The 24,241-nt window shown below is 65.6% G+C and carries 24 protein-coding genes and 2 pseudogenes; 9 read left to right on the forward strand and 17 right to left on the reverse strand.

Annotation, left to right across the window (positions count from 1 at the left end; all coding sequences use genetic code 11):
• Positions 1-91: 91 nt before the first annotated feature.
• The gene (locus VKI00_RS07205) at positions 92-1,570 is read right to left on the reverse strand and encodes an aldehyde dehydrogenase family protein (protein WP_324436306.1); all 1,479 of its coding nucleotides are present in this window, start codon (positions 1,568-1,570) and stop codon (positions 92-94) included.
• 75 nt (positions 1,571-1,645) lie between these two features.
• On the opposite strand from VKI00_RS07205, the gene VKI00_RS07210 reads away from it, so the two are divergent.
• Both VKI00_RS07210 and VKI00_RS07215 read left to right on the forward strand, forming a co-directional pair.
• A complete protein-coding gene (locus tag VKI00_RS07210; RefSeq protein ID WP_324436307.1) occupies positions 1,646-2,725 on the forward strand; it encodes a Zn-dependent alcohol dehydrogenase in 1,080 nt (359 codons plus the stop codon).
• Positions 2,726-2,756: 31 nt separating this feature from the next.
• Positions 2,757-4,226: an HNH endonuclease signature motif containing protein gene (locus VKI00_RS07215; RefSeq protein ID WP_324436308.1), complete on the forward strand. Its 1,470-nt coding sequence runs from the start codon at positions 2,757-2,759 to the stop codon at positions 4,224-4,226.
• Here the strand turns inward: VKI00_RS07215 and hemW are convergent.
• Complete coding sequence (gene hemW, locus VKI00_RS07220) at positions 4,223-5,395, reverse strand: radical SAM family heme chaperone HemW (protein ID WP_324436309.1); 1,173 nt, start codon at positions 5,393-5,395, stop codon at positions 4,223-4,225. The two genes, VKI00_RS07215 and hemW, sit on opposite strands and share 4 nt — an antisense overlap.
• A gap of 191 nt (positions 5,396-5,586) precedes the next feature.
• On the opposite strand from hemW, the gene VKI00_RS33740 reads away from it, so the two are divergent.
• From VKI00_RS33740 to VKI00_RS07235, 4 genes are all read left to right on the forward strand, one after another.
• On the forward strand, positions 5,587-5,643 hold the full coding sequence (locus VKI00_RS33740; RefSeq protein ID WP_414687138.1) for a hypothetical protein: 57 nt from the start codon (positions 5,587-5,589) through the stop codon (positions 5,641-5,643).
• A gap of 111 nt (positions 5,644-5,754) precedes the next feature.
• Positions 5,755-7,422 carry a nitrite/sulfite reductase gene (locus VKI00_RS07225; RefSeq protein WP_324436310.1) on the forward strand — a complete coding sequence of 556 codons (1,668 nt, stop codon included), beginning with the start codon at positions 5,755-5,757 and terminating at the stop codon, positions 7,420-7,422.
• A complete protein-coding gene (locus tag VKI00_RS07230) occupies positions 7,419-8,162 on the forward strand; it encodes a phosphoadenylyl-sulfate reductase (protein WP_324436311.1) in 744 nt (247 codons plus the stop codon). Before VKI00_RS07225 ends, VKI00_RS07230 begins: the two co-directional genes overlap by 4 nt.
• On the forward strand, positions 8,141-8,857 hold the full coding sequence (locus tag VKI00_RS07235) for a sirohydrochlorin chelatase (protein ID WP_324436312.1): 717 nt from the start codon (positions 8,141-8,143) through the stop codon (positions 8,855-8,857). Before VKI00_RS07230 ends, VKI00_RS07235 begins: the two co-directional genes overlap by 22 nt.
• Before the next feature lie 321 nt (positions 8,858-9,178).
• Here the strand turns inward: VKI00_RS07235 and VKI00_RS07240 are convergent, their stop codons facing one another.
• The 9 genes and pseudogenes from VKI00_RS07240 to VKI00_RS07275 all read right to left on the reverse strand — a co-directional run bounded on the left by VKI00_RS07240 (position 9,179) and on the right by VKI00_RS07275 (position 16,867).
• The gene (locus tag VKI00_RS07240; protein ID WP_324436313.1) at positions 9,179-10,246 is read right to left on the reverse strand and encodes a sulfate/molybdate ABC transporter ATP-binding protein; all 1,068 of its coding nucleotides are present in this window, start codon (positions 10,244-10,246) and stop codon (positions 9,179-9,181) included.
• Between the two features lie 15 nt (positions 10,247-10,261).
• Positions 10,262-11,080, reverse strand: coding sequence for a sulfate ABC transporter permease subunit CysW (gene cysW, locus VKI00_RS07245; RefSeq protein WP_324436314.1), 819 nt, complete (start codon positions 11,078-11,080; stop codon positions 10,262-10,264).
• On the reverse strand, positions 11,077-11,940 hold the full coding sequence (gene cysT, locus VKI00_RS07250; protein WP_324436315.1) for a sulfate ABC transporter permease subunit CysT: 864 nt from the start codon (positions 11,938-11,940) through the stop codon (positions 11,077-11,079). Before cysT ends, cysW begins: the two co-directional genes overlap by 4 nt.
• The gene (locus VKI00_RS07255; RefSeq protein ID WP_324436316.1) at positions 11,937-12,974 is read right to left on the reverse strand and encodes a sulfate ABC transporter substrate-binding protein; all 1,038 of its coding nucleotides are present in this window, start codon (positions 12,972-12,974) and stop codon (positions 11,937-11,939) included. The genes cysT and VKI00_RS07255 overlap by 4 nt, the downstream gene beginning before the upstream one ends.
• Before the next feature lie 106 nt (positions 12,975-13,080).
• A complete protein-coding gene (locus tag VKI00_RS33745; RefSeq protein WP_414687137.1) occupies positions 13,081-13,173 on the reverse strand; it encodes an Ms4533A family Cys-rich leader peptide in 93 nt (30 codons plus the stop codon).
• 122 nt (positions 13,174-13,295) lie between these two features.
• A complete protein-coding gene (locus VKI00_RS07260; protein WP_324436317.1) occupies positions 13,296-13,508 on the reverse strand; it encodes a hypothetical protein in 213 nt (70 codons plus the stop codon).
• A 43-nt stretch (positions 13,509-13,551) separates the two neighbouring features.
• Positions 13,552-14,301: a sensor domain-containing protein gene (locus VKI00_RS07265; protein WP_324436318.1), complete on the reverse strand. Its 750-nt coding sequence runs from the start codon at positions 14,299-14,301 to the stop codon at positions 13,552-13,554.
• A gap of 2 nt (positions 14,302-14,303) precedes the next feature.
• Positions 14,304-16,213, reverse strand: a pseudogene (lepA, locus tag VKI00_RS07270) (translation elongation factor 4).
• A 75-nt stretch (positions 16,214-16,288) separates the two neighbouring features.
• Positions 16,289-16,867: a hypothetical protein gene (locus VKI00_RS07275; RefSeq protein ID WP_324436319.1), complete on the reverse strand. Its 579-nt coding sequence runs from the start codon at positions 16,865-16,867 to the stop codon at positions 16,289-16,291.
• A gap of 264 nt (positions 16,868-17,131) precedes the next feature.
• Here VKI00_RS07275 and VKI00_RS07280 point away from each other — a divergent pair, with 264 nt between their 5' ends.
• The gene (locus VKI00_RS07280; RefSeq protein WP_324436320.1) at positions 17,132-17,710 is read left to right on the forward strand and encodes a type II toxin-antitoxin system PemK/MazF family toxin; all 579 of its coding nucleotides are present in this window, start codon (positions 17,132-17,134) and stop codon (positions 17,708-17,710) included.
• 4 nt (positions 17,711-17,714) lie between these two features.
• Here VKI00_RS07280 and VKI00_RS07285 read toward each other — a convergent pair whose 3' ends face one another.
• Positions 17,715-18,143 carry a CBS domain-containing protein gene (locus tag VKI00_RS07285; protein ID WP_324436321.1) on the reverse strand — a complete coding sequence of 143 codons (429 nt, stop codon included), beginning with the start codon at positions 18,141-18,143 and terminating at the stop codon, positions 17,715-17,717.
• 127 nt (positions 18,144-18,270) lie between these two features.
• Between VKI00_RS07285 and VKI00_RS07290 the strand changes: the two genes are divergently transcribed.
• On the forward strand, positions 18,271-19,113 hold the full coding sequence (locus tag VKI00_RS07290) for a ribonuclease Z (RefSeq protein ID WP_324436322.1): 843 nt from the start codon (positions 18,271-18,273) through the stop codon (positions 19,111-19,113).
• A 1-nt stretch (position 19,114) separates the two neighbouring features.
• Here VKI00_RS07290 and VKI00_RS07295 read toward each other — a convergent pair whose 3' ends face one another.
• The 4 genes from VKI00_RS07295 to VKI00_RS07310 are packed head-to-tail and all read right to left on the reverse strand — an operon-like array spanning position 19,115 to position 23,339.
• Positions 19,115-19,798 carry a hypothetical protein gene (locus VKI00_RS07295; protein WP_324436323.1) on the reverse strand — a complete coding sequence of 228 codons (684 nt, stop codon included), beginning with the start codon at positions 19,796-19,798 and terminating at the stop codon, positions 19,115-19,117.
• A gap of 12 nt (positions 19,799-19,810) precedes the next feature.
• Positions 19,811-20,650, reverse strand: a complete 840-nt coding sequence (locus VKI00_RS07300) for a transglutaminase family protein (RefSeq protein ID WP_324436324.1) — start codon at positions 20,648-20,650, stop codon at positions 19,811-19,813.
• On the reverse strand, positions 20,650-21,627 hold the full coding sequence (locus VKI00_RS07305; protein WP_324436325.1) for an alpha-E domain-containing protein: 978 nt from the start codon (positions 21,625-21,627) through the stop codon (positions 20,650-20,652). The genes VKI00_RS07300 and VKI00_RS07305 overlap by 1 nt, the downstream gene beginning before the upstream one ends.
• A complete protein-coding gene (locus tag VKI00_RS07310) occupies positions 21,627-23,339 on the reverse strand; it encodes a circularly permuted type 2 ATP-grasp protein (RefSeq protein WP_414687139.1) in 1,713 nt (570 codons plus the stop codon). The genes VKI00_RS07305 and VKI00_RS07310 overlap by 1 nt, the downstream gene beginning before the upstream one ends.
• Positions 23,340-23,487: 148 nt before the next feature.
• Between VKI00_RS07310 and rpsT the strand changes: the two genes are divergently transcribed.
• Entirely contained in the window at positions 23,488-23,748 is a 261-nt protein-coding gene (rpsT, locus tag VKI00_RS07315; RefSeq protein WP_324436326.1) for a 30S ribosomal protein S20, read from the forward strand.
• Positions 23,749-23,751: 3 nt separating this feature from the next.
• On the opposite strand, the pseudogene VKI00_RS07320 reads toward rpsT, so the two are convergent.
• Positions 23,752-24,241: pseudogene (locus VKI00_RS07320) on the reverse strand (DNA polymerase III subunit delta); the annotation flags it as partial.

The following is a 24,241-nucleotide window of genomic DNA, read 5'->3' on the forward strand; positions in this document are numbered from 1 at the left end:
AGACCGGCCACCGCCTGGTCGACAAACCCTTCGGTTTCTGTCATGCCAGTTAGCCTGACACCAAACCTCAGCGTTGGGTATGGATCCGCGGTTATTGGGGGGCCGGGTGCCGCACGAACGCCCGCGGCTGGGTGAACGCCCGAATGCCGTCTGCCCCGAGTTCGCGGCCCAGGCCGGATTGGCCCACCCCACCGAACGGCAGCCGCGGGTCCTGCGCGGCCATGCCGTGGCAGTTGACGCTGACCGTGCCGGCGACCAGCTGGGCGGCGACCCGGTCGGCCAGCGCATCGTCGCCGGTCCAGATCGACGCGGTGAGACCGAAGTCGCCCGTGTTGGCCGCGGTGACCGCTTCGTCCAGATCCCGGTAGCCGAAGATCGGCAGCACCGGTCCGAACTGCTCCTCGGTGGCCAGCGGTGCGTCGGCGTCCAGATCGGTGACGACGGTCGGCAGCACAAAATGCCCGTCGGCATCGGCGTCGGCATCGCGCAGGACGCCGGCGGTACGGACCGTCGCGCCGCGGGCCGCGGCGTCGGCCACCAGCGCCGCTACCCGGTCGCGCCCGGCCGCGGTGTGCATCGGCCCGAGCGTGACGTCCGCGGCGAGCCCGTCACCGATTACTTCGCGCCGGCAGCGTGCCAGCACCGCATCGGCCAGCTCGTCGGCCTTGTCGGCCGGTGCATACAGCCGCTTGACCGCCATGCACACCTGACCGCAGGTGGTGTATGTCGCGGTGAACAGCCGCTCGACGAGCTCGTCGGTGATGGGGATGTCGGGAGCGATGATCGCCGGGTCGTTGCCACCGAGTTCCAGCAGGACCGGGGTGAGCCGCGGGGCCGCCGCGGCCATCACGGCGCGTCCGGTGGCCACCCCGCCGGTCAGCGAGATGACATCGATGCCGGGGTGGGTGATCAGCGCGTGGGCCAATTCGCTGCCCGGGCCGGAGAGGATGTTCACCACACCGGGTGGCAAGCCGGCGGCGAAGGCGGCGCCCAGCTGCAGGGCCGCCAGTGGACAGGTCGGCGGCACCTTGACCACGGCGGTGTTGCCAGCGGTCAGCGCCGACGACAACTTGGTCATGGTCAGCGCCAGCGGCCAGTTGAACGGCAACACCAGCGCGGCCACTCCGTACGGCTCGCGCTGCAGCCGTGGATAGGCCGACTGCGGGTCAATCTGTTCGGGCGCCAGCGTCTCCTCGGCGATCGCCCCGAGGATTGCGGGCAGCACTGGCGCCGTGTCGATTTCGAAGCGCGCCTCGGCCAGCACTTTGCCGTGCTCGCGGGTGTAGAGCTGCGCGACGTCGCTGCCGGCGAGTTGGGCGGCTGCGGCGGTGGCGGCCGCGGTGATGGCGGCGACCCGCTCGGCGACGTCGAGCGCGCGCCAGCCGGCCGCGGCCCGCCGCGCCGCAAGTACCGCGGCCTCGAGTTGGTCGAGATCGGCGGCCGGTGCATACCCGACGACCTCGGCTGGGCGGGCCGGGTTGTGTACCCGATAACTGACGCCGGCACCGGGCTGCGGCTCGCCGCCGATCGTGAGGGTCGCCGATGATGCTTCAGCGGATGTTGCGGTCATCGTGCTGCCTCCTTGACCTGGTGCGGTCGCCACGTCATGGTAAGTCGATATGACGCGGATCACAGGAGCATTGGCATGAGGGCGGTGGTGCTGCGCGAGCTAGGTCAGCCCACTACGGTGGAGAAGCTCGCACTGCGGCCGCTCGATCGCCACGAAGTCCGAGTGCAGCTGGCCGCCAGCGGCGTGTGTCACAGCGACTTGTCGCTGCGCGACGGGTCCATACCGCCGCTACTGCCGTGCACGCTTGGTCACGAGGGCGCCGGGGTGGTCACCGAGGTGGGCGACGACGTCACCAACGTCGGCCCGGGTCAGCACGTCGTCCTGACCTGGCTGGTGGCGTGCCGATCCTGCGCGCATTGCCTGCGTGGCGAGTCTCAGCTGTGCGTTCATGCCTACGACCATGTTTACGGCGGCTCCTATGCCGAGAGCGCCGCCGGCCCGGTGTGGCCGGGAATGGGTGTCGGCTCGCTGGCCGAAGAGACACTGCTGCCGGCCGCGGCGGTCGTGCCCGTCGACGAGTCGCTGCCGCTCGACCATGCCGCTCTGCTGGGTTGCGGTCTGACCACCGGCGTCGGCGCGGTGATGCGCACGGCGGCCGTCAGGCCGGGCGAGAGTGTGCTGGTAATCGGTTGCGGCGGTGTAGGTTTGGCCGCGATCCAGGGCGCTCGGCTGGCGGGTGCGGCGCCGATCATCGCCGCCGACCGGGTGGCCGCCCAGCTTCCCGCAGCGATCGCCAACGGCGCGACCGACACGATCGATGCGAGCGAGGTCGACCTGACTAGCGCCGTGCGCGACCTCACCGGTGGCGCCGGGGTCGATCATGGCATCGAGGTCGTGGGCAAGCCCGCGACGATCCGGGCGGCTTACGACGCCACCCGCCGCGGCGGCAAGGTCACCGTGGTTGGCGCGGCGGGGATCGAGGAGACGGTGGCGTTTCCCGCGCTCTCATTGATGGTCGAGGGCAAGACAATTCAGGGCAGCGTGTACGGCGCCAGCGACCCGCCGCGCGATATCCCGGTGTTGGCCGACCTGGCCCGCCGCGGGCTACTCGATCTTGAGGCGTTGGTCACGCGGCGCATCGACCTCGACGACGTGGAGGCGGCGTTTACCGACATGGCCGAGGGGCGGGGCGCCCGCAGCGTCGTGTGCTTCTGAGTTGTCGGTCGGGCACAGTATTATCGAAAGTATGTTCGACTCCGCTGCATCGCCGCAGCTCATGCCGACCTTTGTAGGTGTTGACGACGCTGGCGTGGTGGATGCAATCACCGATGCGGCGCGCCGGCAGAACGCGATGTGCGGCCGGGAGTTGGCGGCGGTCGGTGAGCTATACGCGCGTCGTGCACCCGAGGACGATGTCGATCGTTCGAATTGGGCCATCGACGCCCATGAGAACGTCGTCGCCGAAGTAGCCGCGGCCTTAAGTATCAGCCGGGGCCGGGCCCGAGGGCGGTTGCGCTATGCGATCGCCTTGCGCGAGCGGCTCCCCCGCGTCGCCGAAATCTTCGCGCGAGGACTCATTGACTTCCGGATGATGGCTGCGGTCGTATCTCGCACCGAGTTGGTTGAGGATCCGGTCTTGATCGCCAAGCTGGATGCGGTCATTGCCAGGCACGCGCCGAAGTGGATGCGGTTCTCCGGCCCAAAACTCTTCGAACGTATCGACTTGTGGGTGATGCGGTTCGATCCGGCCGCCAAGCGAGTGCCGAGCGAGCGCATTGAGAATCGCTATGTCGACATTGCGCCGACCGATGCTGGGTTGGCCGGGGTCTGGGCGCAGCTGCACGCCACCGATGGCGTGGCGTTGGATCGGAAGCTCGATGCGCTTGCTGAAACCGTCTGCACGGCAGATCCGCGAACCAAGCCGCAACGTCGGGCAGACGCCCTGGCTGCATTGGTCGCCGGGCTTTCGGAGATGCGCTGTGAATGCCAGTCGCCAGACTGCGCGGCAGCGCAACGGCGCCCGGCCACCGACGTGGTCATCCATGTCTTGGCCGAGCAGGCGACGATCAGTGGTGATTCACAGTCCCCTGGATACCTGCAAACGTTCGGGCCGTTGGACTCAACCACCCTGCGCGACATGGCGACTACCGCCAAGATCAAGCCATTGGTGATGCCGCCGGCCGAGCCCGAGCGAGGATACCGAGCTTCGGCAGCATTGGCGGACTTCGTGCGCTGTCGGGACTTGACTTGTCGATTCCCCGGATGCGATCAACCGGCCGAAGTATGCGATCTTGACCACACCGTGCCATTCCCGGTGGGACCTACACACGCATCAAATCTGAAACTGCTGTGCCGCTACCACCACTTGCTTAAGACGTTCTACACGGGGTCTGGCGGCTGGACAGATCGTCAGCTGGCAGACGGCACCGTGAAGTGGACGGCGCCGAGCGGCCACATCTACACGACTACCCCGGGCGGCAGCTTCTTCTTTCCTGTGTTGGCCACATCAACCGGAGAGCTGAAGGTCGCTCAGAGTGATGAATCGTCCAGTGGCGCGCGCGGACTGATGATGCCGCGACGGAAGCGAACGCGGACAGAAGATCGCCGCTACCGAATCGCCGCGGAGCGACGAATCAACGAACATCGAGTTGCCGAAGAGCGCCTGTCCAAGCAGCGCCGAAACCACGCAGCCGGTGCCGACCCACCGCCCTTCTAACTCAGCAGCATGCGGACGACGCCGTCGGCGAGCAGCCGCCCCCGATCGGTGAGCACCAGGCGCTGACCTTCGGGCTTCAGCAAGCCGTCGTCGACGGCGACGGCCGCGCGCTCGCGCTCGGCATCGTCCAGCAGGTCCACTGGCAGGCCTTGGCGCAGCCGGATTTTCAGCAGCACGTCCTCGGTGTGCCGTTGCAGCGCGTCCAGCTGCTCGAAACCGGCAACGGGCAACGTCGCGCCGTCGAGCATCTGTGCATAAGTGTTGGGGTGCTTGACATTCCACCAGCGGGTCGCACCGACGTAGCTGTGCGCTCCCGGGCCGGCACCCCACCACTGGCCGCCGTCCCAGTAGCCGAGGTTGTGTCGGCACTTTCCGCCGGCGCGGCTCCAGTTGGACACCTCGTACCACTCGAATCCGGCCGCCGAAAGCTGCTCGTCCGCCAGTTCATAGCGGTGCGCCAGCACGTCATCGTCGGGAGCGTCCAGCTCGCCGCTGCGGACCCGACGCGCCAGCGCGGTGCCTTCCTCGACGACAAGAGCGTAAGCGGACACGTGGTCGACACCGGTCTCGACCGCTGTGTCCACCGAGCGCAGCAGGTCGTCGTCGGACTCCCCCGGCGTGCCGTAGATGAGGTCGAGGCTGACGTGTTCGAACCCTTCGGCAAGCGCCTCGCGAGCCGACGCCGCCGACCGGTTCGGCGTGTGGACCCGGTCGAGAACGCCCAGCACCCGCGGCGACACCGACTGCATGCCGAGCGACACCCTCGTGAAGCCGGCCGCACGGGCGGCCGCGAAAAAGTCCGGCCACGCCGATTCCGGGTTGGCCTCGGTGGTGATTTCGGCATCAGGGGCCAGCGGGAAGTGCTCACGCACCGACTCCAGCACCGTCGCCAGCCGCTGACCGCCCAACAGCGAGGGCGTCCCACCGCCGACGAACACGGTGTGCACCATCGGTGCGCCCAGCCGCGCGCCGGCCAGCTCAAGCTCGGATCGGAGCACCTGCAGCCACGCGTCGGGGTTGACTCCGCCCAGCTCAGCCGGGGTATAGGTGTTGAAGTCGCAGTAGCCACAGCGGGTTATGCAGAACGGCACGTGGACGTAGATGCCGAATGGCCCGCCCGGGGTCAGCTGCACATCCGGCAGGGCGATCGCCGCAGAACTTGCCGTCATGGCTGCCAATATCCCCGAGTCCGGGCCCAACCTCCAGCGGACTCTCGGAGACATTTGCGCTGCATCCCAGGGTTCGTACGTAGTTTTGCTCACTATGAGAGAAATTCCACCCTGGTAGCGACCCTTGGCGACATCCATGGCACAATGGCCGGGTGACCACCGCCCACCGCAGCCCGTTCGACATCGCGTTGGTGGCGCGTCGGCACATCGATTTCAAGCGCGTCTGTAGCTGTCGCTGTCTGCCTTGATGCCGTAGAACCGCCCACCTGTATTTCAGCTGGCTCCCGGATCTGCGCTGCCGGGCTAGCAACCGGTGATCCGCGCGTTCCAAGCCGGCTACTCCAAAAGGAGAATGCCGAATGACCTCCCCCCGACCCGCCAAGGGCCGCAGCGAAGGCCAGTGGGCGCTTGGCGAGCGCGAGCCGCTCAACCCCAACGAGCAGTTCAAGCAGGACGACGACGCGCTCAATGTGCGCGACCGAATCCTCAACCACTACTCCAAAGCCGGCTTCGACAGCATCGACAAGAACGACCTGCGTGGCCGGATGCGCTGGATGGGGCTCTACACCCAGCGTGAACAGGGTTACGACGGCAGCTGGACCGGCGACGAGAACGCCGATCTTCTGGAAGCGAAGTACTTCATGATGCGGGTGCGCTGCGACGGCGGGGCACTGTCCACCGCGGCGCTGCGCACGCTCGGCCAGATTTCCACCGAGTTCGCACGGGACACCGCCGACATCTCCGACCGCGAAAACGTGCAGTACCACTGGATCGAGATCGAGAAAGTGCCCGAGATTTGGGAGCGGCTTGCCGCGGTTGGGCTGCAGACCACGGAGGCGTGCGGCGACTGCCCCCGGGTGGTGCTGGGCTCCCCGCTGGCCGGCGAGTCCCTCGACGAGGTTCTCGACCCGACGTGGGCGATCGAGGAGATCGTCCGCCGCTACATCGGCAATCCGGAGTTCTCCAACCTACCGCGCAAGTACAAGACCGCGGTCTCGGGTCTGCAGGACGTCGCGCACGAAATCAACGACATCGCGTTCATCGGCGTCAACCATCCCGAGCACGGTCCCGGGTTGGATCTGTGGGTGGGCGGCGGTCTGTCCACCAACCCGATGCTGGCCCAACGGGTTGGTGCGTGGGTGCCGCTGCAAGAGGTCCCCGACGTCTGGGAGGCCGTCACGTCATTGTTCCGTGACTACGGCTACCGGCGACTGCGGGCGAAGGCGCGGCTGAAGTTTCTGATCAAGGACTGGGGCATCGAGAAATTCCGCGAGGTACTCGAAACCCAGTACCTCAAACGCAAACTCATCGACGGTCCGGCCCCCGAACCCGTCAAGCACCCGATCGACCACGTCGGCGTGCAGCGGCTGAAGAACGGGCTCAACGCCGTCGGAGTTGCGCCGATTGCCGGGCGGGTGTCGGGCACCATCCTGTCCGCGGTCGCCGACCTGGCTGAGCAGGCCGGGTCGCAGCGGATCCGATTCACCCCCTACCAGAAGCTGGTCATCCTGGATGTTCCCGACGACAAGCTCGACCAGCTGACCACGGGCCTGGAGGCGCTGGGGCTGCCGACGCGGCCGTCGCGGTGGCGCCGAAACCTGATGGCCTGCACCGGAATCGAATACTGCAAGCTGTCATTTGCCGAAACTCGGGTGCGTTCCCAATCGCTGGTGCCCGAGTTGGAGCGCCGGCTCGACGACATCAACGCCCAACTCGACGTACCGGTCACGGTCAACATCAACGGCTGCCCGAACTCGTGCGCGCGCATCCAGATTGCCGACATCGGCTTCAAGGGCCAGATGGTCGACGACGGGCACGGCGGCTCGGTCGAGGGATTCCAAGTGCATTTGGGCGGTAGCTTGGGTCTCGACAGCGGCTTCGGGCGAAAACTGCGCCAGCACAAGGTCACTAGCGACGAACTTGGCGACTACATCGACCGCGTGGTGCGCAACTTCATCAAGCAGCGTGATGCGGGGGAACGCTTCGCGACATGGGCGCTACGCGCCGACGAGGGTGATCTGCGATGAGTGGAGAGGCGATAGCGTTGACGGAAGCGGAATTACGGGAACTGGCCGAGCTCGGCGCTGCCGAGTTGGAAGGTGCCAGCGCTACGGACTTGTTGCGCTGGACCGACGAGAACTTCGGCGGCGTTGGAGGACCGCGATCCTCGGCGACCTGTAACTACATTGTGGCCTCCAATATGCAGGACGCGGTGCTCGTCGATCTGGCGGCCAAGGTGCGGCCCGGCGTGCCAGTGATGTTCTTGGACACCGGTTATCACTTCGTGGAAACGATCGGCACCCGTGACGCGATCGAGGCGGTTTACGACGTGCGGGTACTCAACGTCACGCCCGAGCACTCGGTTGCAGAGCAGGACCAGCTGCTGGGCAAGGACCTGTTCGCCCGCGAACCCAACGAGTGCTGCCGGTTACGCAAGGTCGCCCCGCTGTCCAAGGCCCTGCGCGGTTACTCCGCGTGGGTGACCGGCCTGCGCCGCGTCGAAGCGCCGACCCGCGCCAACGCCCCGCTGATCAGCTTCGACGAGGCATTCCACCTGGTAAAGATCAACCCGCTGGCCGCGTGGACCGATGACGACATGCAGTCCTACATCGACGACAACGATGTACTGGTCAATCCGCTTGTCTACGAGGGTTATCCGTCGATCGGTTGCGCCCCTTGCACGGCTAAGGTGGTCGACGGTGCCGACCCGCGCAGCGGACGCTGGCAGGGACTGTCGAAGACCGAATGCGGGTTGCACGCGTCGTGACGCCCCTGGTGCTGGCCGCGCATGGCAGCGCAGATCCACGGTCGGCGGCCAATGCCCAGGCCGTCGCCGGTCAGATTCGCTGCATGCGGCCCGGCCTGGACGTGCATGTCGCGTTTTGCGAACTGAACGCGCCGCGGCTGGCTGACGTCCTGACGCCGGATGCGGTCGTCACGCCGTTCCTACTGGCCGACGCCTACCATGCCCGCGTCGACATTCCCCGACAGATCGCGAAATGCGGTGTCGCCGTGCGACAGGCCGGCGTGCTCGGCGAGGACGACCGGCTGGTGTCGGTGCTGCACCAGCGGCTGGCCGACTTGGGAGTTAGCACACTCGACCCCGAATTGGGCGTGCTGGTGGTGGCGATCGGCTCGACGCATCCCGCGGCCAACGCGCGCACCGCTCGGGTCGCGCGCATGCTGGGGGCAAGAACCCAATGGGCCGGCGCGACAACCGCGTTCGCGACCGGCTCCGGCCCCTCGGTGGCAGAGGCTACCGATGGACTGCGGCGCCGCGGCGCCCGCCGCGTGGCGATCGCACCGTGGTTCCTGGCGCCTGGACGCCTCACCGATCAGGTAGCCAAACACGCTGCGGTGGAGGGGATTCCGATGGCGGCGCCGCTGGGCGCGCATTGGTTGGTGGCCGAGACTATCTTGGATCGCTTCGATGAGGCGCTAGCCGAACGCATCGCCGCCTGAGTCGGCGGCGCCGGTGCGAAGTCGCCGCAGGAGGAGTTGGCGTTCTCTACAAGCAGAAGAAAGCGCTGGCGAGTGCTGACTTTTTCTTGAAGCGAGCGCAGCATCTCGAACCAGTATTCATCGGCGCCCCGTCCGAAACGCAGTCCCGAGCCAACCAGCGTGCTCCCAAAGCAGATGTCGGTCAAAAACATCGCACGCGCCCAATCCAGGTCAGACAACGGCTCCTTGTTCTCGATCGCGGAATCAAGCCGGTTGATTAGACGGAACCACTCATGCTGGTTGCTGATTTCACTTGCTGCAAGTCACATGTTCGTGCCCTAATCAACCTGAACCCTGCTTGGCGGCATCGCTATCTTCATCAGCCTCGGCGTCGCTACTCCCAGCCGCCCAGTCGGCGATCGGCGGCACCCGGGTGGCGCGCACGTAGACGGTGTCGCCCTCCGCGAGGCCCAGCGCCTCGGCGTCGCCCCGGGTGATTTGCGCGATGAACGGCCGGCCGGTGGCGGCGCTCGTCAGCTCAATGCGCACCTCAAAGCCGAGCATCACCACGCGGTCGATGGTGGCGCGGACGACGCCGGTGGACTCGGCGGTGCCATCGCCGGCGGCGATCGCCATATCGGGCCTTAGGCCGACCCGGATGTCGTGTGGGCGAACCAGAGTTCCGTTCAGCGAGGACACCGCGCCGAGAAACGACATCACGAACGCGTTCGCCGGAGTGTCGTAGACATCGGTCGGGGATCCCACTTGCTCGATCCGACCGTCTCTGAGCACGGCGATCCGGTCGGCCACGTCGAGCGCCTCCGCCTGGTCATGGGTGACCAGCACCGTGGTGACATGGACTTCGTCGTGCAACCGCCGCAGCCATGCCCGCAGATCCTCGCGAACCTTCGCGTCCAGCGCACCGAACGGCTCGTCAAGCAGCAGCACTTGCGGGTCGACCGCCAGCGCGCGCGCCAACGCCATCCGCTGGCGCTGACCGCCGGAGAGTTGGTTGGGGTAGCGGCCTTGGAAACCGCTGAGCCCCACGACCTTTAGCAGATTGTCAACCTTCTCGGCGACCTCGGCCTTGGGTCGTCGACGGATCTTCAACCCAAACGCGATGTTGTCACGGACAGTCATGTGCTTGAACGCCGCATAATGCTGGAACACGAAACCGATATCGCGCCGCTGTGGCGGCACCCGGGTGACGTCGCGGCCGTTGATCGTGATGGTCCCGGAGTCCGGCTGATCGAGTCCGGCGATGGCACGCAAGAGGGTCGACTTGCCCGAACCGCTGGGTCCTAGCAGTGCCGTCAGTGAGCCTGCGGGCACCTCGAAGTCGACATTGTCCAAAGCGACGAAATCACCGTAGCGTTTGTTGGCGCCGCGCACGACGATCGCGTTAGTCATATGCGCCACTCCTCATCACGCCTGCTTGGCGATTCGGTTACGCCGAGCATCGAGAATCACCTGGACGACGAGAACCATCACGGAGACCGCCATCAGCAGCGTCGAAAGGGCGTAGGCGCCGTACTCGGCGCCTCGGTTGTAGCGATCGGCTACCAGCAGCGTCAGCGTCTGGGACTTTCCCGGCAAATTCGACGACACCATGATGACCGCGCCGTATTCACCGAGTGTGCGGGCGATGGTCAACACGATCCCGTAGGTCAGACCCCACCGGATCGACGGCAGCGTGATTCGCCAGAACGTTTGCCACGAACCAGAACCCAGGGTTGCGGCCGCCTGCTCCTGATCGGTTCCCAATTCGTGCAACACCGGCTCGACCTCTCGAACCACGAACGGCACCGTCGCGAAGACACAGGCGAGCACGATGCCCGGCAGCCCAAAGATGATCTTGAATCCGAAATCCTTCTCGACGAAGCCCAGCAGCCCGGCCGATCCCCACAACACGATCAACGCCACGCCCACAACGACCGGCGAGACCGCGAACGGCAGGTCGATGACCGCCTGCAGCACACCTTTGCCGCGGAACCGGTTGCGCGCCAGCATCAAAGCCGTCGGGATACCGAAGATCACGTTGAGCGGCACCACGATCGCCACCACCAGCAGCGACAAATTCAGCGCTGAGATCGCCGCCGGCGTGCTGACCCACGCGTAGAACTGGCCGATACCGGGTGCGAACGTCCGCCACAAGATCAGACCGACGGGCACGACGAGTAGCACCAACACATAGGCGAGTGCAAGAAAGCGAATGACGTAGCGAACCTGCGGCGATAGCGTCATGCCGACAACTCCTCGCGTTTGGCCGCACGCGATCCGAGGACGCGCAAAACGAACAGAACTGCAAACGAGATTGCAAGCAGGACAATCGATATCGCGGCGGCACCGGTACGGTCGTCGTTTTCGATCAGGGTCCGGATCCACTGCGAAGACACCTCGGTTTTGCCGGGCACTGCCCCACCGATCAGTACCACAGAACCGAATTCGCCGATTGCGCGGGCAAACGTTAGCCCCGCGCCGGTCAACAAAACCGGAGTCAGCGAGGGCAGCACGACAGTGGTGAAGATCGTCGCGTTTCTAGCGCCCAGCGACGCGGCCGCCTCTTCCGTCTCCCGGTCGATCTCCAGCAACACCGGCTGGACGGCTCGCACCACGAACGGCAGCGTGACGAATGCCAGCGCAATGCCCACACCCCATCCGGTGTGCTGCAAGTGCAGACCGACGGGGCTGTTGTTGCCATAGAGAGCCAGCATCACCAAGCTGGCCACAATCGTGGGCAACGCGAATGGCAGATCGATGATGGCGTCGACGAGCCGCTTGCCCGGGAAGTCGTCGCGTACCAGCACCCAGGCGACCAACAGACCGAAAATCATGTTGAGGACTGTGACGCCCGCGGAGATGGTCAGCGTCACCCGGAACGACTCGAGCGCCGCGTTCGAAGTAACGGCCAGCCACAACGCCTGCCAGCCGCCACCGACCGATTGCCAAATGATCGCGGCCAACGGCAGCAGCACGATCACCGAAAGCCACACCATTGCAACGCCGACCCGCAGTGACGTACCGCCACCGCGGCGACCCTTTGGCCCCGACACGCCACCACCCGGGATGGGTCCGGTCACCTCTCGTGTTATTGCCGTCGTCATCCGGTGGCCTGCATGTAGATCTTGGTGATGCTGCCTGACTTCTTGTCGAACAATTGGGGATCCACGGTGTCCCAGCCAGCGAGATCGGCGATCGTCCATAACTTGGCCGGCATCGGGAACTGACCGCGGACGTCGGCGGCGACCGCGGGGTCAACTGGCCGGAATCCGGCTGCCGCCCAAAGCTTCTGAGCCTGCGCGGAGTACTGGAAGTTCTTGAACGCGGTCGCGGCGTCCAGGTGAGCGGTGCTGGTCACCACCGCCACCGGGTTCTCGATCTTGAACGTCTGCGGCGGGTTGACATGGGTGACCGGTTTGCCTTGGCGCTCGGTGGCAATCGCTTCGTTCTCGTAGCTGATCAGCACATCGCCGCTGCCTTGGACGAAAACGTCGGTGGCCTCGCGCCCCGATGCGGGGCGCAGTTTGACGTGCTGACGAACCAGCTTGTTGATGAAGTCACTGCCCGCCTGGGGGTCGTGGCCGCCGCTGCTCTTGACCGCGTAGGGGGCAAGCAAATTCCACTTCGCGGAGCCCGAGCTGAGCGGGCTGGGTGTGATGACTTCCACGTCGGGCCGCAGCAAGTCGTCCCAGTCCTTGATGTTCTTCGGATTTCCCGGTCGCACCACGAGGGTCACGACCGAACCGAACGGAATGCCTTTGGTTGCGTCTTTGTCCCAGTCCTTGGAAACTTTGCCGGCCTTGACGAGTCGGGCGATGTCGGGTTCGACGGAGAAGTTGACGATATCGGCGGGCTTGCCGTCGACGACGCCTCGCGACTGGTCACCCGAGGCGCCGTACGAGGTGATCACCTGCACGCCCTTGCCGTCTGGTGAGGCGTTGAATGCCGGAATCACCTTGCTCCAGCCCGGTTCTGGAGCCGAATAGGCGACCAGCGTGATGCTCGTGTGCGCGTTGGCCGGCCCGCCACCGCCGACGACGTCGCTGGCGCCGCCGTGACACGCCGCGATGACGCTCGCGGTGAGGGTCAACCCGACAACGTGGCGCCAACGCACGGCACCCCTGATGTCGTCGCGCAATGGTCGACCTTTCGGTAGCGGGATGGATAGATAACGAGTCCCGTTGCTACGGAAAGGTCAGCAGCTGCCGAATTCCACCGACACCGGACCGCGCACGGGGAGGAGGTCAGCTACAACAGTGCACGTCAGCCACAGCGCAATCGCCCACGGCAATGAGCGCCAAGATGTGGCACTCGCTGTTGCCGGACGCTGCGTGCATGGCGGAAGCCTAACAGAATCCGCACGCGCGTCAGTGGGTCAGCAGCCAGGCGACGATCACCAGCACGACCAGTATGACCAGCACCAACGTCACCTGTGAGCGCGGCATGCCCGTCTGTCTGGTCATCCGGGTTCTTTGTCGCTGTGACGCATGCGGCGAACCAGCTGGATGCCCCTGATGCCATAGCCCAGCGACGCGTCCAGCACGACCGCGATCAGGTAGGCCAATGCCAGTACGACCGGCATCACCACGATGGTCTGCAAGACGAACCCCAGCCCCGACAGCCACAGCTCGACGCCATCCCACCAACTGAGGAATCCGTTCACCGGGCTCACCCTATTCCGCACGGTCAGCGACGCCAACTTCGGCGCATGCCCTTCAGCTCAAACGGCTGACCGTGTCCATCATCGCGTGAGCGATGTCAACGGCGCTGGTGTCCAGATTTGCCGAACCCGGATCGGACGGGCGCCGATCGCCGAAGAACACCACTTGGACCTCTACGAGGCAATTCAGCCGGACACCGATGGCACGCGCCTGTGGGGTGGGCTGCAGCGCCGGCATGTTGGGCAATACCGAGGTCGCGGTATTAGTAGCCGCCACAACGGTATCGGTAATGCGGATGTCGCTGACGGAGTTCGTCGTGCTGATCGGGCCGTTTTGTTCCGTTGACGTCGCGCCGTTGCATTGCTGCCATCGCTTCGAGAATTTCGCGAAGAGCGTCTCGGCTTGCGCAGCCGTGGGCAATGTGACCACGCCCTGCATAACGCTGATTACTTGTGCCGGATCGCCGTTGTTCCACCACGACTCCGAGGCGACGTCTTTGATTTCGGCTGAGTCGTAGACGCTTTTCTGCAGCATCGCCGTGACGCCCAGGCAACTGGCCGGCGGAATCGCACTGTAGAGCTTCTCGGGGCCGCCGAACTCGGGCGGCACGCGGCCTACGAAGGGCTGGCCGAGCATCCGCGACAGTGTGTCGTCGTCGAGGGGCACCTGCCTGACGGCGTCGCCGGTAAGTGGTCGCGGCTTCAGGTTCGGCGCCGGCTTCGCCGTACCATCGACAACCGGGCCGCAGCCCACCGCCAACGCGGTGACCACCACCAACGCCGTCGCCGATCCAACCCTCCGCATGGTTACTTTTTACCTTTGTCGCCTGCCGCATCGGTGGAGAGCGCGGCGACGAAGGCCTCCTGCGGAACGTCGACCCGGCCGATGGTCTTCATCCGCTTCTTGCCTTCTTTCTGCTTCTCCAGCAATTTGCGCTTGCGGGTGATGTCACCGCCGTAGCACTTCGACAGCACGTCCTTGCGGATCGCGCGAATGTTCTCTCGTGCAATGATTTTGGACCCGACCGCCGCCTGCACCGGCACTTCGAACTGCTGGCGCGGGATGAGCTCTTTGAGCCTGGTGGTCATCTTGTTGCCGTAGGCGGCGGCGCCATCCTTGTGCACGATGGCGCTGAACGCGTCGACGGCCTCCCCCTGCAGCAGGATGTCGACCTTGACCAGTTGCGCCTCCTGCTCGCCGGCCTCTTCGTAATCGAGGCTGGCGTAGCCACGGGTGCGCGATTTCAGCGAGTCGAAGAAGTCGAAGATGATCTCGCCCAGCGGCATGGTGTAGCGCAATTCGACCCGTTCGGGTGACAGGTAATCCATCCCGCCCAGCTCGCCGCGCCGCGATTGGCAGAGTTCCATGATGGTGCCGATGAATTCACTGGGCGCGATGATGGTGGTTTTGACGACGGGCTCGTAGACGGCGCCCACCTTGCCTTCCGGCCAATCCGACGGGTTGGTCACGACGATTTCGGTTCCGTCTTCTTTGACCACCCGGTAGACGACGTTCGGAGACGTCGAAATCAGGTCGAGGTCGAACTCGCGTTCCAGACGCTCGCGGGTGATCTCCATGTGCAGCAGACCCAGGAACCCGCATCGGAATCCGAAGCCGAGCGCCACTGAGGTCTCTGGCTCGTAGGTGAGCGCGGCGTCGTTGAGCTGCAACCGCTCCAGCGCGTCGCGCAGATTCGGGTATTCGGATCCGTCGACCGGATACAAACCCGAGTACACCATCGGCTTGGGTTCCCGGTAACCGGTCAGGGCTTCGGTGGCGCCGTGGCGCGCGGTCGTCACGGTGTCGCCGACCTTGGACTGGCGCACGTCCTTCACACCGGTGATCAAATAGCCGACCTCGCCTACGCCCAAGCCGTCGCTGGCCTTCGGCTCGGGCGAGACGATGCCGACCTCGAGCAGTTCGTGGGTGGCGCCGGTGGACATCATCTTGATGCGCTCGCGCGGTGTGATCTTGCCGTCCACGACGCGGACGTAGGTGACCACGCCGCGGTAGATGTCGTAGACGGAGTCGAAAATCATTGCGCGCGTTGGTGCTTCCGAATCTCCGGTGGGCGGGGGCACCTCGCGCACCACGTGATCGAGCAGATCGGCAACACCCTCGCCCGTCTTGCCCGACACGCGCAGGACGTCGCTCGGCTCGCACCCGATGATGTGCGCGATCTCGCCGGCATATCGATCGGGGTCGGCGGCGGGCAGGTCGATCTTGTTGAGCACCGGAATGATGTGCAGGTCGCGGTCGAGCGCCAGATACAGGTTGGCCAGCGTCTGCGCCTCTATGCCCTGCGCGGCATCGACCAGCAGCACCGCCCCCTCGCAGGCTTCCAGGGCCCGCGACACCTCGTAGGTGAAGTCGACGTGCCCGGGGGTGTCGATCAGGTGCAGGACGTGATCGACGCCGTCGACCTGCCACGGCAGGCGCACGTTCTGCGCCTTGATCGTGATCCCGCGTTCCCGCTCGATATCCATCCGGTCGAGGTACTGCGCGCGCATATCCCGGTCCGCGACGACACCGGTGAGCTGCAGCATCCGATCGGCCAGCGTGGACTTGCCATGGTCGATGTGGGCGATGATGCAGAAGTTCCGAATCTGCGCCGGCGCGGTGAAGGTCTGGTCGGCGAAACTGCTGATGGGAATCTCCTGGTGAAGCCGGGCTTAGGCGCTTCCAGGGTATCTAGGGACGGGCGCTGCAGCACAATCCGGAGGACTGGTGGGCCAAAACGAAACCCCCGGAGTTTGCCTCCGGGGGTTCGTTGTGGAGCGATGACTCTGATCTAGGGGACCAACGACGGGAAGAACGACGGCAGGTCAAGGTAACCGGCCAGGTCGTTCGCGCCGAACTCGTAGAAGTAGGTGGCGACGTCCGCGGCGGTGGGGCCGGCGGCAAACGCATCTTGGATCGTCTCCGTCGATCCGATCAGGTCGGCGGCTGGGATCGTGTCGATCGCGGCAGAGGGGTTCAGCAGCGAGTACAGCTCGATGTTGTAGGCGTCGGCCCACTCGGTCAGCGCGCCGTTCAACACATTGTAGGAACCCGGGTCAGTGGCGAGGCCAGCCTTGAGCGGGTCCAACCCATATATCAGGTAATCGAACGGAGTGGTGCCGGTTCCCTGGACGGTGCTTATGTCCGACGGGGTGATGATGTCGAACGGGTTGGTGGCCGTGGGTGCGGTGACGTCGCTGGAGTCACCCGCGAGTGAGGCGTCGCCCACGAAGAGTGAGTTCAGCAACGACTCCTCACTGCCGACAACGCTGATGAGTGGGTCGGTTGGAGCCGCGGACGCAAGCGGCGCCAACGCCAGTGCTGCTCCGGCCGCGAAGCTGCCGACCACGGCGATTTTACGAATGTCCATAGTTAGTTAATTCCTCTGCGTGATTTCCGCTGGCGAACGGGCGTACGCCAGAGGTCCCCCAGCCCCCCGCGGCTGAAAACCTGAGCGAAGCATAGCAATTTCTTACGCTAGCTATACATAAAATGCTAAAGAAGCTTAAGTTACGCGACGACTTCGTCAAGCTCTCTGATCGGCGAGCCGCTCACCAGGCACGAGTCATAAGCTCCGCTCTGCCCGCAGCCCCGTGCGACCAACTGTCTTGCCGGAACGTCCTATGCTGCGAACATGGCGTCGCAGTGGAAGACGTTGCAGCGGTTCGCAGAAAACCTGGTGTTCAACGAGGCACCCGAGCTGATCCGACAGCTCCAGCAGTCGCCAACCGTACAACGGGGCATCAAGATCGCCCTGGACGCGATCGTCGGCACCGCGTCCGAACCGCCGGCCGAGATCACCGCGGGCCGTCCGGTAACCCGCGACAGCGCTCCCACTGCGCACAGAGCCCGCAAATTGATCTACTCCCCCGACTTGGACGGGCGCGCCGACCCCGGCGAAATCGTGTGGACATGGGTGATCTACGAGGACGACCCCAGCCGCGGCAAGGACCGTCCAGTGCTGGTCGTGGGCCGCGACCACCGGACGCTGCTCGGGTTGATGATGTCCAGTCAGGAAAGCCACGCCGCCGATCGAGACTGGGTGGGGATCGGCAGCGGAAGCTGGGACGAGGACGGGAGGCCCAGCTGGGTGCGACTGGACCGGGTGCTCGACGTCCCCGAAGAGGGCATCCGCCGCGAAGGCGCGGTCCTGGAACGCGCCATCTTCGACGTTGTGGCTGCCCGGCTAAGGCGCGACTACTCCTGGAGCTGAGTGATCAGCCCTGGGTGATGTAGGACTGGAGCTGCTCGTGCTCAGCCTCCAGCTCCTCCATCCGCGTCTTCACGACGTCGCCAATGCTGACGATGCCGATCAGCTTTCCGTCCTCGAGTACCGGCACGTGCCGCACCCGGTGTTCGGTCATCAGCATGCTGAGGCTGTCAACCGTGTCGGACTTACTACAGGTCGAGACCACCGCGGTCATGATTGACGAGACCGGCCGCGAAAGCACCGCAGCCCCGTGGGCGTGCAGCTGGCGAACAACGTCACGCTCGGAGACGATGCCGGCGACACCGTCCGGCCCGACCACCACCATGGCGCCGATATTGTGACCGGCGAGCCCGGCCAGCAGTTCGGTCACCGTTGCGTCAGGGTTGATCGTCACGACCGCGCCACCCTTGCTCCGCAACACATCTGCAATCCGCATCGAGGCCTCCCGCCGATTGTGATCCGGTTCACACCAGGCTACGGCGAGATCGGTCATCGTGAAAGCAGCTCGCCAAAATCCGGCCAATGTCCAGGTCACAAGCGGGATTTATGGCATATCTGACGCCATGATCGAAATCACGCTGCTCGGCACCGGCACTCCCATTCCCGACCCGAATCGCGCCGGGCCGGCCACCCTGGTGCGGGCCGGCGGGCAGGCGTTCCTGGTGGACTGCGGACGCGGCGTCCTGCAACGCGCGGCGGCGATCGGTCTGGCCGCCACTGGCTTATCGGCTCTGCTGCTAACCCACCTGCACAGCGACCACATCGCCGAACTCGGCGACGTGTTGATCACCCGCTGGATCACCACGTTCGGACCCGATCCCGCGCCGCTGCCGATCATCGGACCGCCCGGGACCGCCGCGGTGGTCGAGGCGACGCTGAAGGCCTTCGGTCCCGACATCGGCTACCGGATCGCTCACCACGACGATCTGACCGCCCCGCCGCCCGTCGAGGTACACGAACACACCGAGGGCCCGGTGTGGGACCGCGACGGCGTGTCAATCCGGGTGGCCCCTACCGACCACTGGCCGGTGGCGCCGACGATCGGGTTTCGGATCGACGCCGGTGGCGCCTCGGTGGTGCTGGCCGGTGACACCGTGCCGTGCCAGAGCCTCGATGAACTTACCACCGGCGCAGGCGCTTTGGTGCACACCGTCGTCCGCAAAGAGCTCATCGCCCCGCTGCCCGTGCAGCGCATGAAGGACGTCTGTGACTACCACTCGTCGGTGCAAGAAGCGGCCGCGACCGCCAGGCGCGCCGGGGTCGACACCCTGGCGATGACCCATTACGTGCCGACTATCGCGCCCGGTCAGGAGGACCAGTGGCGTGCGCTGGCCGCCACCGAGTTCGACGGTCGGATCGAGCTCGGCGACGACCTGCACCGGGTTGAGGTGGCGCCGCGCGGGTAACTCACCGCGCCCGGAAGTCGTTGCGCCGCAACGGTAGCCGTGCGCCGGCTACCACCAGCCACGCCAATGCCGAGACCCGAGCGACCGGCAGGATCGGTCCCAGCGTAGGCCAGATCAGCACCAACGTCGCCAATTCGCAAAGCCCCGCGATCGCCAGTCCAGCCCACGCCAGCGGCCGCGACAACAGCCTGAGAACAAGGCTGGGTGCCGCCATGCCGCCGATAAGGAGGCCCAGCGCCACGATATGGCCAACGCCGCCGACCAGAAATACCAGGTAATACAGCGCCCCAACCAATGCGGTGTCGCCGCTGACCTCCGGTCGCGACAGCGTCCAGGCCATCAAGCCCGCAAGCCCCAGGGAGCCGGCCGCCAGGATTCCGCCCGTCAACGCGATCGTCGCGGTCGGGGCGGCGACCCCGAGGTGGCGCAACCTGGCACTGGCCGTCGCCGCGAAAACGGCCAGCGGCAGCGACGACGCGAACACCGCCACGGCGATGACCTGCACCGCCACCGGCTCGGCGCGGACATACTGCTGAACGGCGGCAGGCGGCCCGTAGGGCAGCGGCATTACCCCGCCGAGCGCGACTCCGATCGCCAGACCACCGAAGAGCAGACCCACGCAGATCGCGGCGACGAGCGTCAGGGGTGGCCCGTCGTGGTGGCGTCCGTCGGCTGAGGCATCCATATGCCGGGAAGGCTAAGCCAATCGGGTGATTTCGACGACGACGTCCAGGTCGGTGGCGCCCCGTCCGGAATAGATGCCTTTCAGCGGGGACACGTCAGAGTAGTCCCGGCCGATGCCGACACTGACGTACTGCTCGGTGATCTCGCTGTCATTGGTGGGGTCGAGATCCCACCAACTTCCGGTCCAGGCCTGCAGCCAGGCGTGGCTCTGCCCATCGACGGTGTCCCCGACCACCGCGTCAGCGTCGGGGTGGTGATAACCGGACACATAACGCCCGGGAATTCCCATGCCGCGCAATATGATTAGCGACAGGTGCACGAAATCCTGGCAAACGCCTTTGCCCTCGCGCAACGCATCCAAGCCCGACGAGTGCACACCGGTGGTGCCCCGAAGGTAGTCGAGTTCGCTGCGCACCCATTCCGCCGCCGCGACGACTGCTTCGGCGGGTTCGTGATACTTGGCGATCCGCCTGCCCACGGCCGCGATACGCTTGCTCGCCGGCGTGTAGTGGGTGGGGCGAAGCACCTCATCGAACCGATCGACCACCGATTCACTGTGCAACTCGGCCCAGGTGACCTTTTCTGTCGGCGCTTCCGCTTGGTCGGTCTCCACAACCGACGAGGACGTGACGGTCAACTCGGTATGCGGTGCATGCAAGTCGAATGCCGTCACCGCGGTGCCCCAATAGTCGATGTAGCGGTATGACCTGGTCGCCGGAACGGTTTCGATCCGGTTGAGAACAACGTTTTGCCGGGAGTCCGAGCGCGGCGTGAGCCGGGCTTCGTTGTAGGAGGCCGTCGCCGGCGACGGATAGGCGTATCCGGTCGCGTGCAGAACCCGCAGCCGCCACATCAGGTCTTCCCCTGCCTTGCAGGCAACGGATCGCGCTGGGCGGCGTCCGACCATGCGACCCAGGGGACAGCGTGAAAGTACTCCACTGCCAACGCTTCTCCGACGTCGTAGCATGACTTCTGCAGGCTGGCCAGTCGCATCTCCAGCGACTCAAGCAGCACACCGGGCCGAATGAATTCGAGTTCACTGCGCGCCCGGCCGAGCAGCCGCTGCGCTTCGGCGGTAGAACCGACCCGACTGTACGGGTGATGTAGCAGTTCGTCGAGGTTGTGCTCGGCCATCTTCAACGAGTAGAAGACCGAACGCGGGAACAGGCGGTCGAGCAGGATGAACTCGACCACCCGGTTGGCGTCCAGCACACCGCGATACGTGCGCAGATAAGTGTCATGCGCACCCGCTGAGCGCAGCACCGTCACCCACGCCGGCGAGGATGCGCTGTCGCCCACCCGGGACAACAACATCCGAACCGTCATGTCCACCCGCTCGATCGCGCGGCCCAGCATCATGAAGCGGTACCCGTCGTCACGTGACAGCGTCGAATCGGCGAGGCCGGCGAACATCGCGGCACGGCCCTCGATGAATGACAAAAACTCATGCGGGCCAAGGCGTTTGGCGGCACGTTCACGTTCGCCGAGAGCGTTGAACGTGGAGTTGAGGCACTCCCAAGTCTCGGTGGACGTCACCTCGCGGGCGGACCTCGCGTTTTCCCGCGCCGCCGAGATGGCGTCGACGATCGAGCAGCCACCCGCGGTGTTGCGCCGAAACGCCACCAGGTCGGTAAGCGACCAGACGTCCAACTGGGTATCCGGCGCCTCAATGTCCAACACATGCAAGAGCACTCGGGAGGTGTGATCGGGGTCGACGCTGGAGTCCTCCAGCAGTTGGTGGATGGTCACGTCGAGGATGCGCGCGGTGTCGTCGGCGCGCTCGACATAGCGACCGATCCAGTACAGTGCCTCGGCGTTGCGGGCCAGCATCAGCGGATCACCGCCTGTTGCTGTTGCTGCTGGGCGGGCTGCTGCTCCTGCGTGGGGCGCAGCTGCGACTGCTGTTGCTGCTGGGTGGGCTTCTCACCGTCCGACTCGCCGCTGGATGTGGTGACCGGGTTGGGCAGCGAACGCACAATCTCGGCGGCGCCCAGCTCGCGGTTGGCCACCGAGGCACGCGACGCCAGCACCCACGTGTCCTTGGAGCCGCCGCCCTGGCTGGAGTTCACCACCCGCGACCCCTCGACCAAGGCAACCCGGGTCAGGCCGCCGGGCAACACCCACACGTCGTCGCCGTCGTTGACCGCGAACGGCCGCAAGTCGACGTAGCGGGGTGTCAGGTTGTCGTCGATCTGTGTTGGGACCGTCGAGAGCTGCATCATCGGTTGGGCGATCCAGCCGCGCGGGTCGTCGCGGATCTTCTTGCTGATCGCGGTCAACTCCTTGCTGGAGGCTTCCGGGCCGAAGACGATGCCGTAGCCGCCGGACCCCTCGACCGGCTTGATCACCAGTTCGTCGACCCGGTCGAGCACTTCTTCGCGTTCGTCGTCCATCCAGCACCGGAAGGTGTCCACGTTGGCCAGCAGTGGTTTCTCGCCGAGGTAGTACTCGATGATCGTCGGGACGTACGTGTAGATGAGCTTATCGTCGCCCACCCCGTTGCCGACGGCGCTGGAAATCACCACGTTGCCGGCTCGGGCGGCGTTGAGCAGGCCGGCCACCCCGAGCACCGAATCGGGCCGGAATTGCATCGGATCCAGGAAAGCGTCGTCGATGCGCCGGTAGATGACGTCGACCTGACGTTCGCCTTCGGTGGTGCGCATGTACACCTGGTTGTCACGGCAGAACAGGTCGCGACCTTCGACCAGCTCGACACCCATCTGCCGGGCCAGCAGCGAATGCTCGAAGTAAGCGGAGTTGGCCACGCCGGGGGTCAGCACCACGACGGTCGGGTCGGCCTCGTTGGTGGCCGCCGACTTGCGCAGGGCACGGAGCAGATGCGCCGCATAGTCGTCCACGGCGCGCACCCGGTGGGTGGCGAACAGGTTGGGAAAGACCCGCGCCATCGTGCGCCGGTTTTCCATCACATAGGACACGCCGGACGGCGAGCGCAGGTTGTCCTCCAGGACTCGCCAGGTGCCTTTCTCGTCACGGATCATGTCGATGCCCGCAACGTGGATGCGCACGCCGTTGGGCGGGACGATGCCGACGGCCTGGCGGTGAAAGTGTTCGCAGGAGGTGATAAGCCGGCGCGGGATGACGCCGTCGTTCAGGATTTCCTGATCGCCGTAGACGTCGTCGAGGAAGCACTCGAGGGCCCTGACCCGCTGGGTGATGCCGCGCTCCAACCGCGTCCACTCAGCGGCCGAGATCACCCTCGGGACCAGGTCCAGCGGAAACGGCCGCTCCTGGCCGGACAGTGAAAACGTGATGCCCTGGTCGCTGAACGCCCGGCTGAGCGCCTCGGCCCGGGCCTCGAGGTCGGACGCATCCGACGGCGCAAGCTCGGCGTAAATGCCCTTGTACGGGCCGCGGACATTGCCCTGACCGTCGAACATCTCATCGAAGGCCTCGACGTAACTGCCGGCCGTGTTATAGCCGTCGAAAATGCGCTCATAGCGCTTCGACGGCCGCGATTCGCCACGCGGCTGCCGTCTGGTCTCGACGGGCACGGTTCGAAGGGCCACCCTGCCATGCTGCATCACGAACGCCATTTCTGCAGGCCAAGCGCCTCTGCTTTGGGGGAATGCACCGCGGACTGATACTCTCGGTAGTCGCCGCTTATGCGCAAAGACGCTGCGGCCAACCGTGACACCACAAGCCGCTTGAGAATTGCGAAGGAATTGACGCGTGGCCAACATTAAGTCGCAGCAGAAGCGCAACCGTACGAACGAGCGCGCCCGACTGCGCAACAAGTCGGTGAAGTCGTCGCTTCGCACGGCTGTCCGCACGTTCCGCGAGGCCGCCGCTGCCGGCGATAAGGACAAGGCCGCCGAACTGCTGGTCTCCACCAGCCGCAAGTTGGACAAGGCGGCCAGCAAGGGCGTGATTCACAAGAACCAGGCGGCCAACAAGAAGTCCGCGCTGGCGCACACCCTCAACAGGCTCTGAGCTCTAGCGACCCGGATCACCGGCCACTAGCTCGGCGACTTTTCGCACCGCCGCTTCCAGCGCGTAGTCGGCATCGGCGGCCGCGCCCTTCACGTCCGCGTTCAGCGCCGCCACCAATCTCATCGCGGTAGCCACCATGTCGCGCGACCAGCGCCGGGCCTGCTTCTGCGCTTTCTGCACCCGCCAGGGCGGCATCCCGACTTCGGCGGCCAGCCGGTAGTGGTCACCAGAAAGCGGACCGACCCGACCGATGGCGTGCACGGCCTCGGCCAGCGCGTCGGCCAACACCACATGCGGCTCGCCACGCAGCATCGCCCATCGCAGTGCCTCGACCGCGCCCTCGACATCACCCACCACCGCCTTGTCGGCGATATCGAATCCCTTCACCTCGGCCCTGCCACCGTGATAGCGCCGCACCGCGGCGACATCGACGTGGCCACCGGTGTCGGCGACCAATTGTGAACAGGCCGAGGCGAGTTCGCGGATATCGGAG

Source organism: Mycobacterium sp. (assembly GCF_035314665.1).
Lineage (GTDB): Bacteria > Actinomycetota > Actinomycetes > Mycobacteriales > Mycobacteriaceae > Mycobacterium.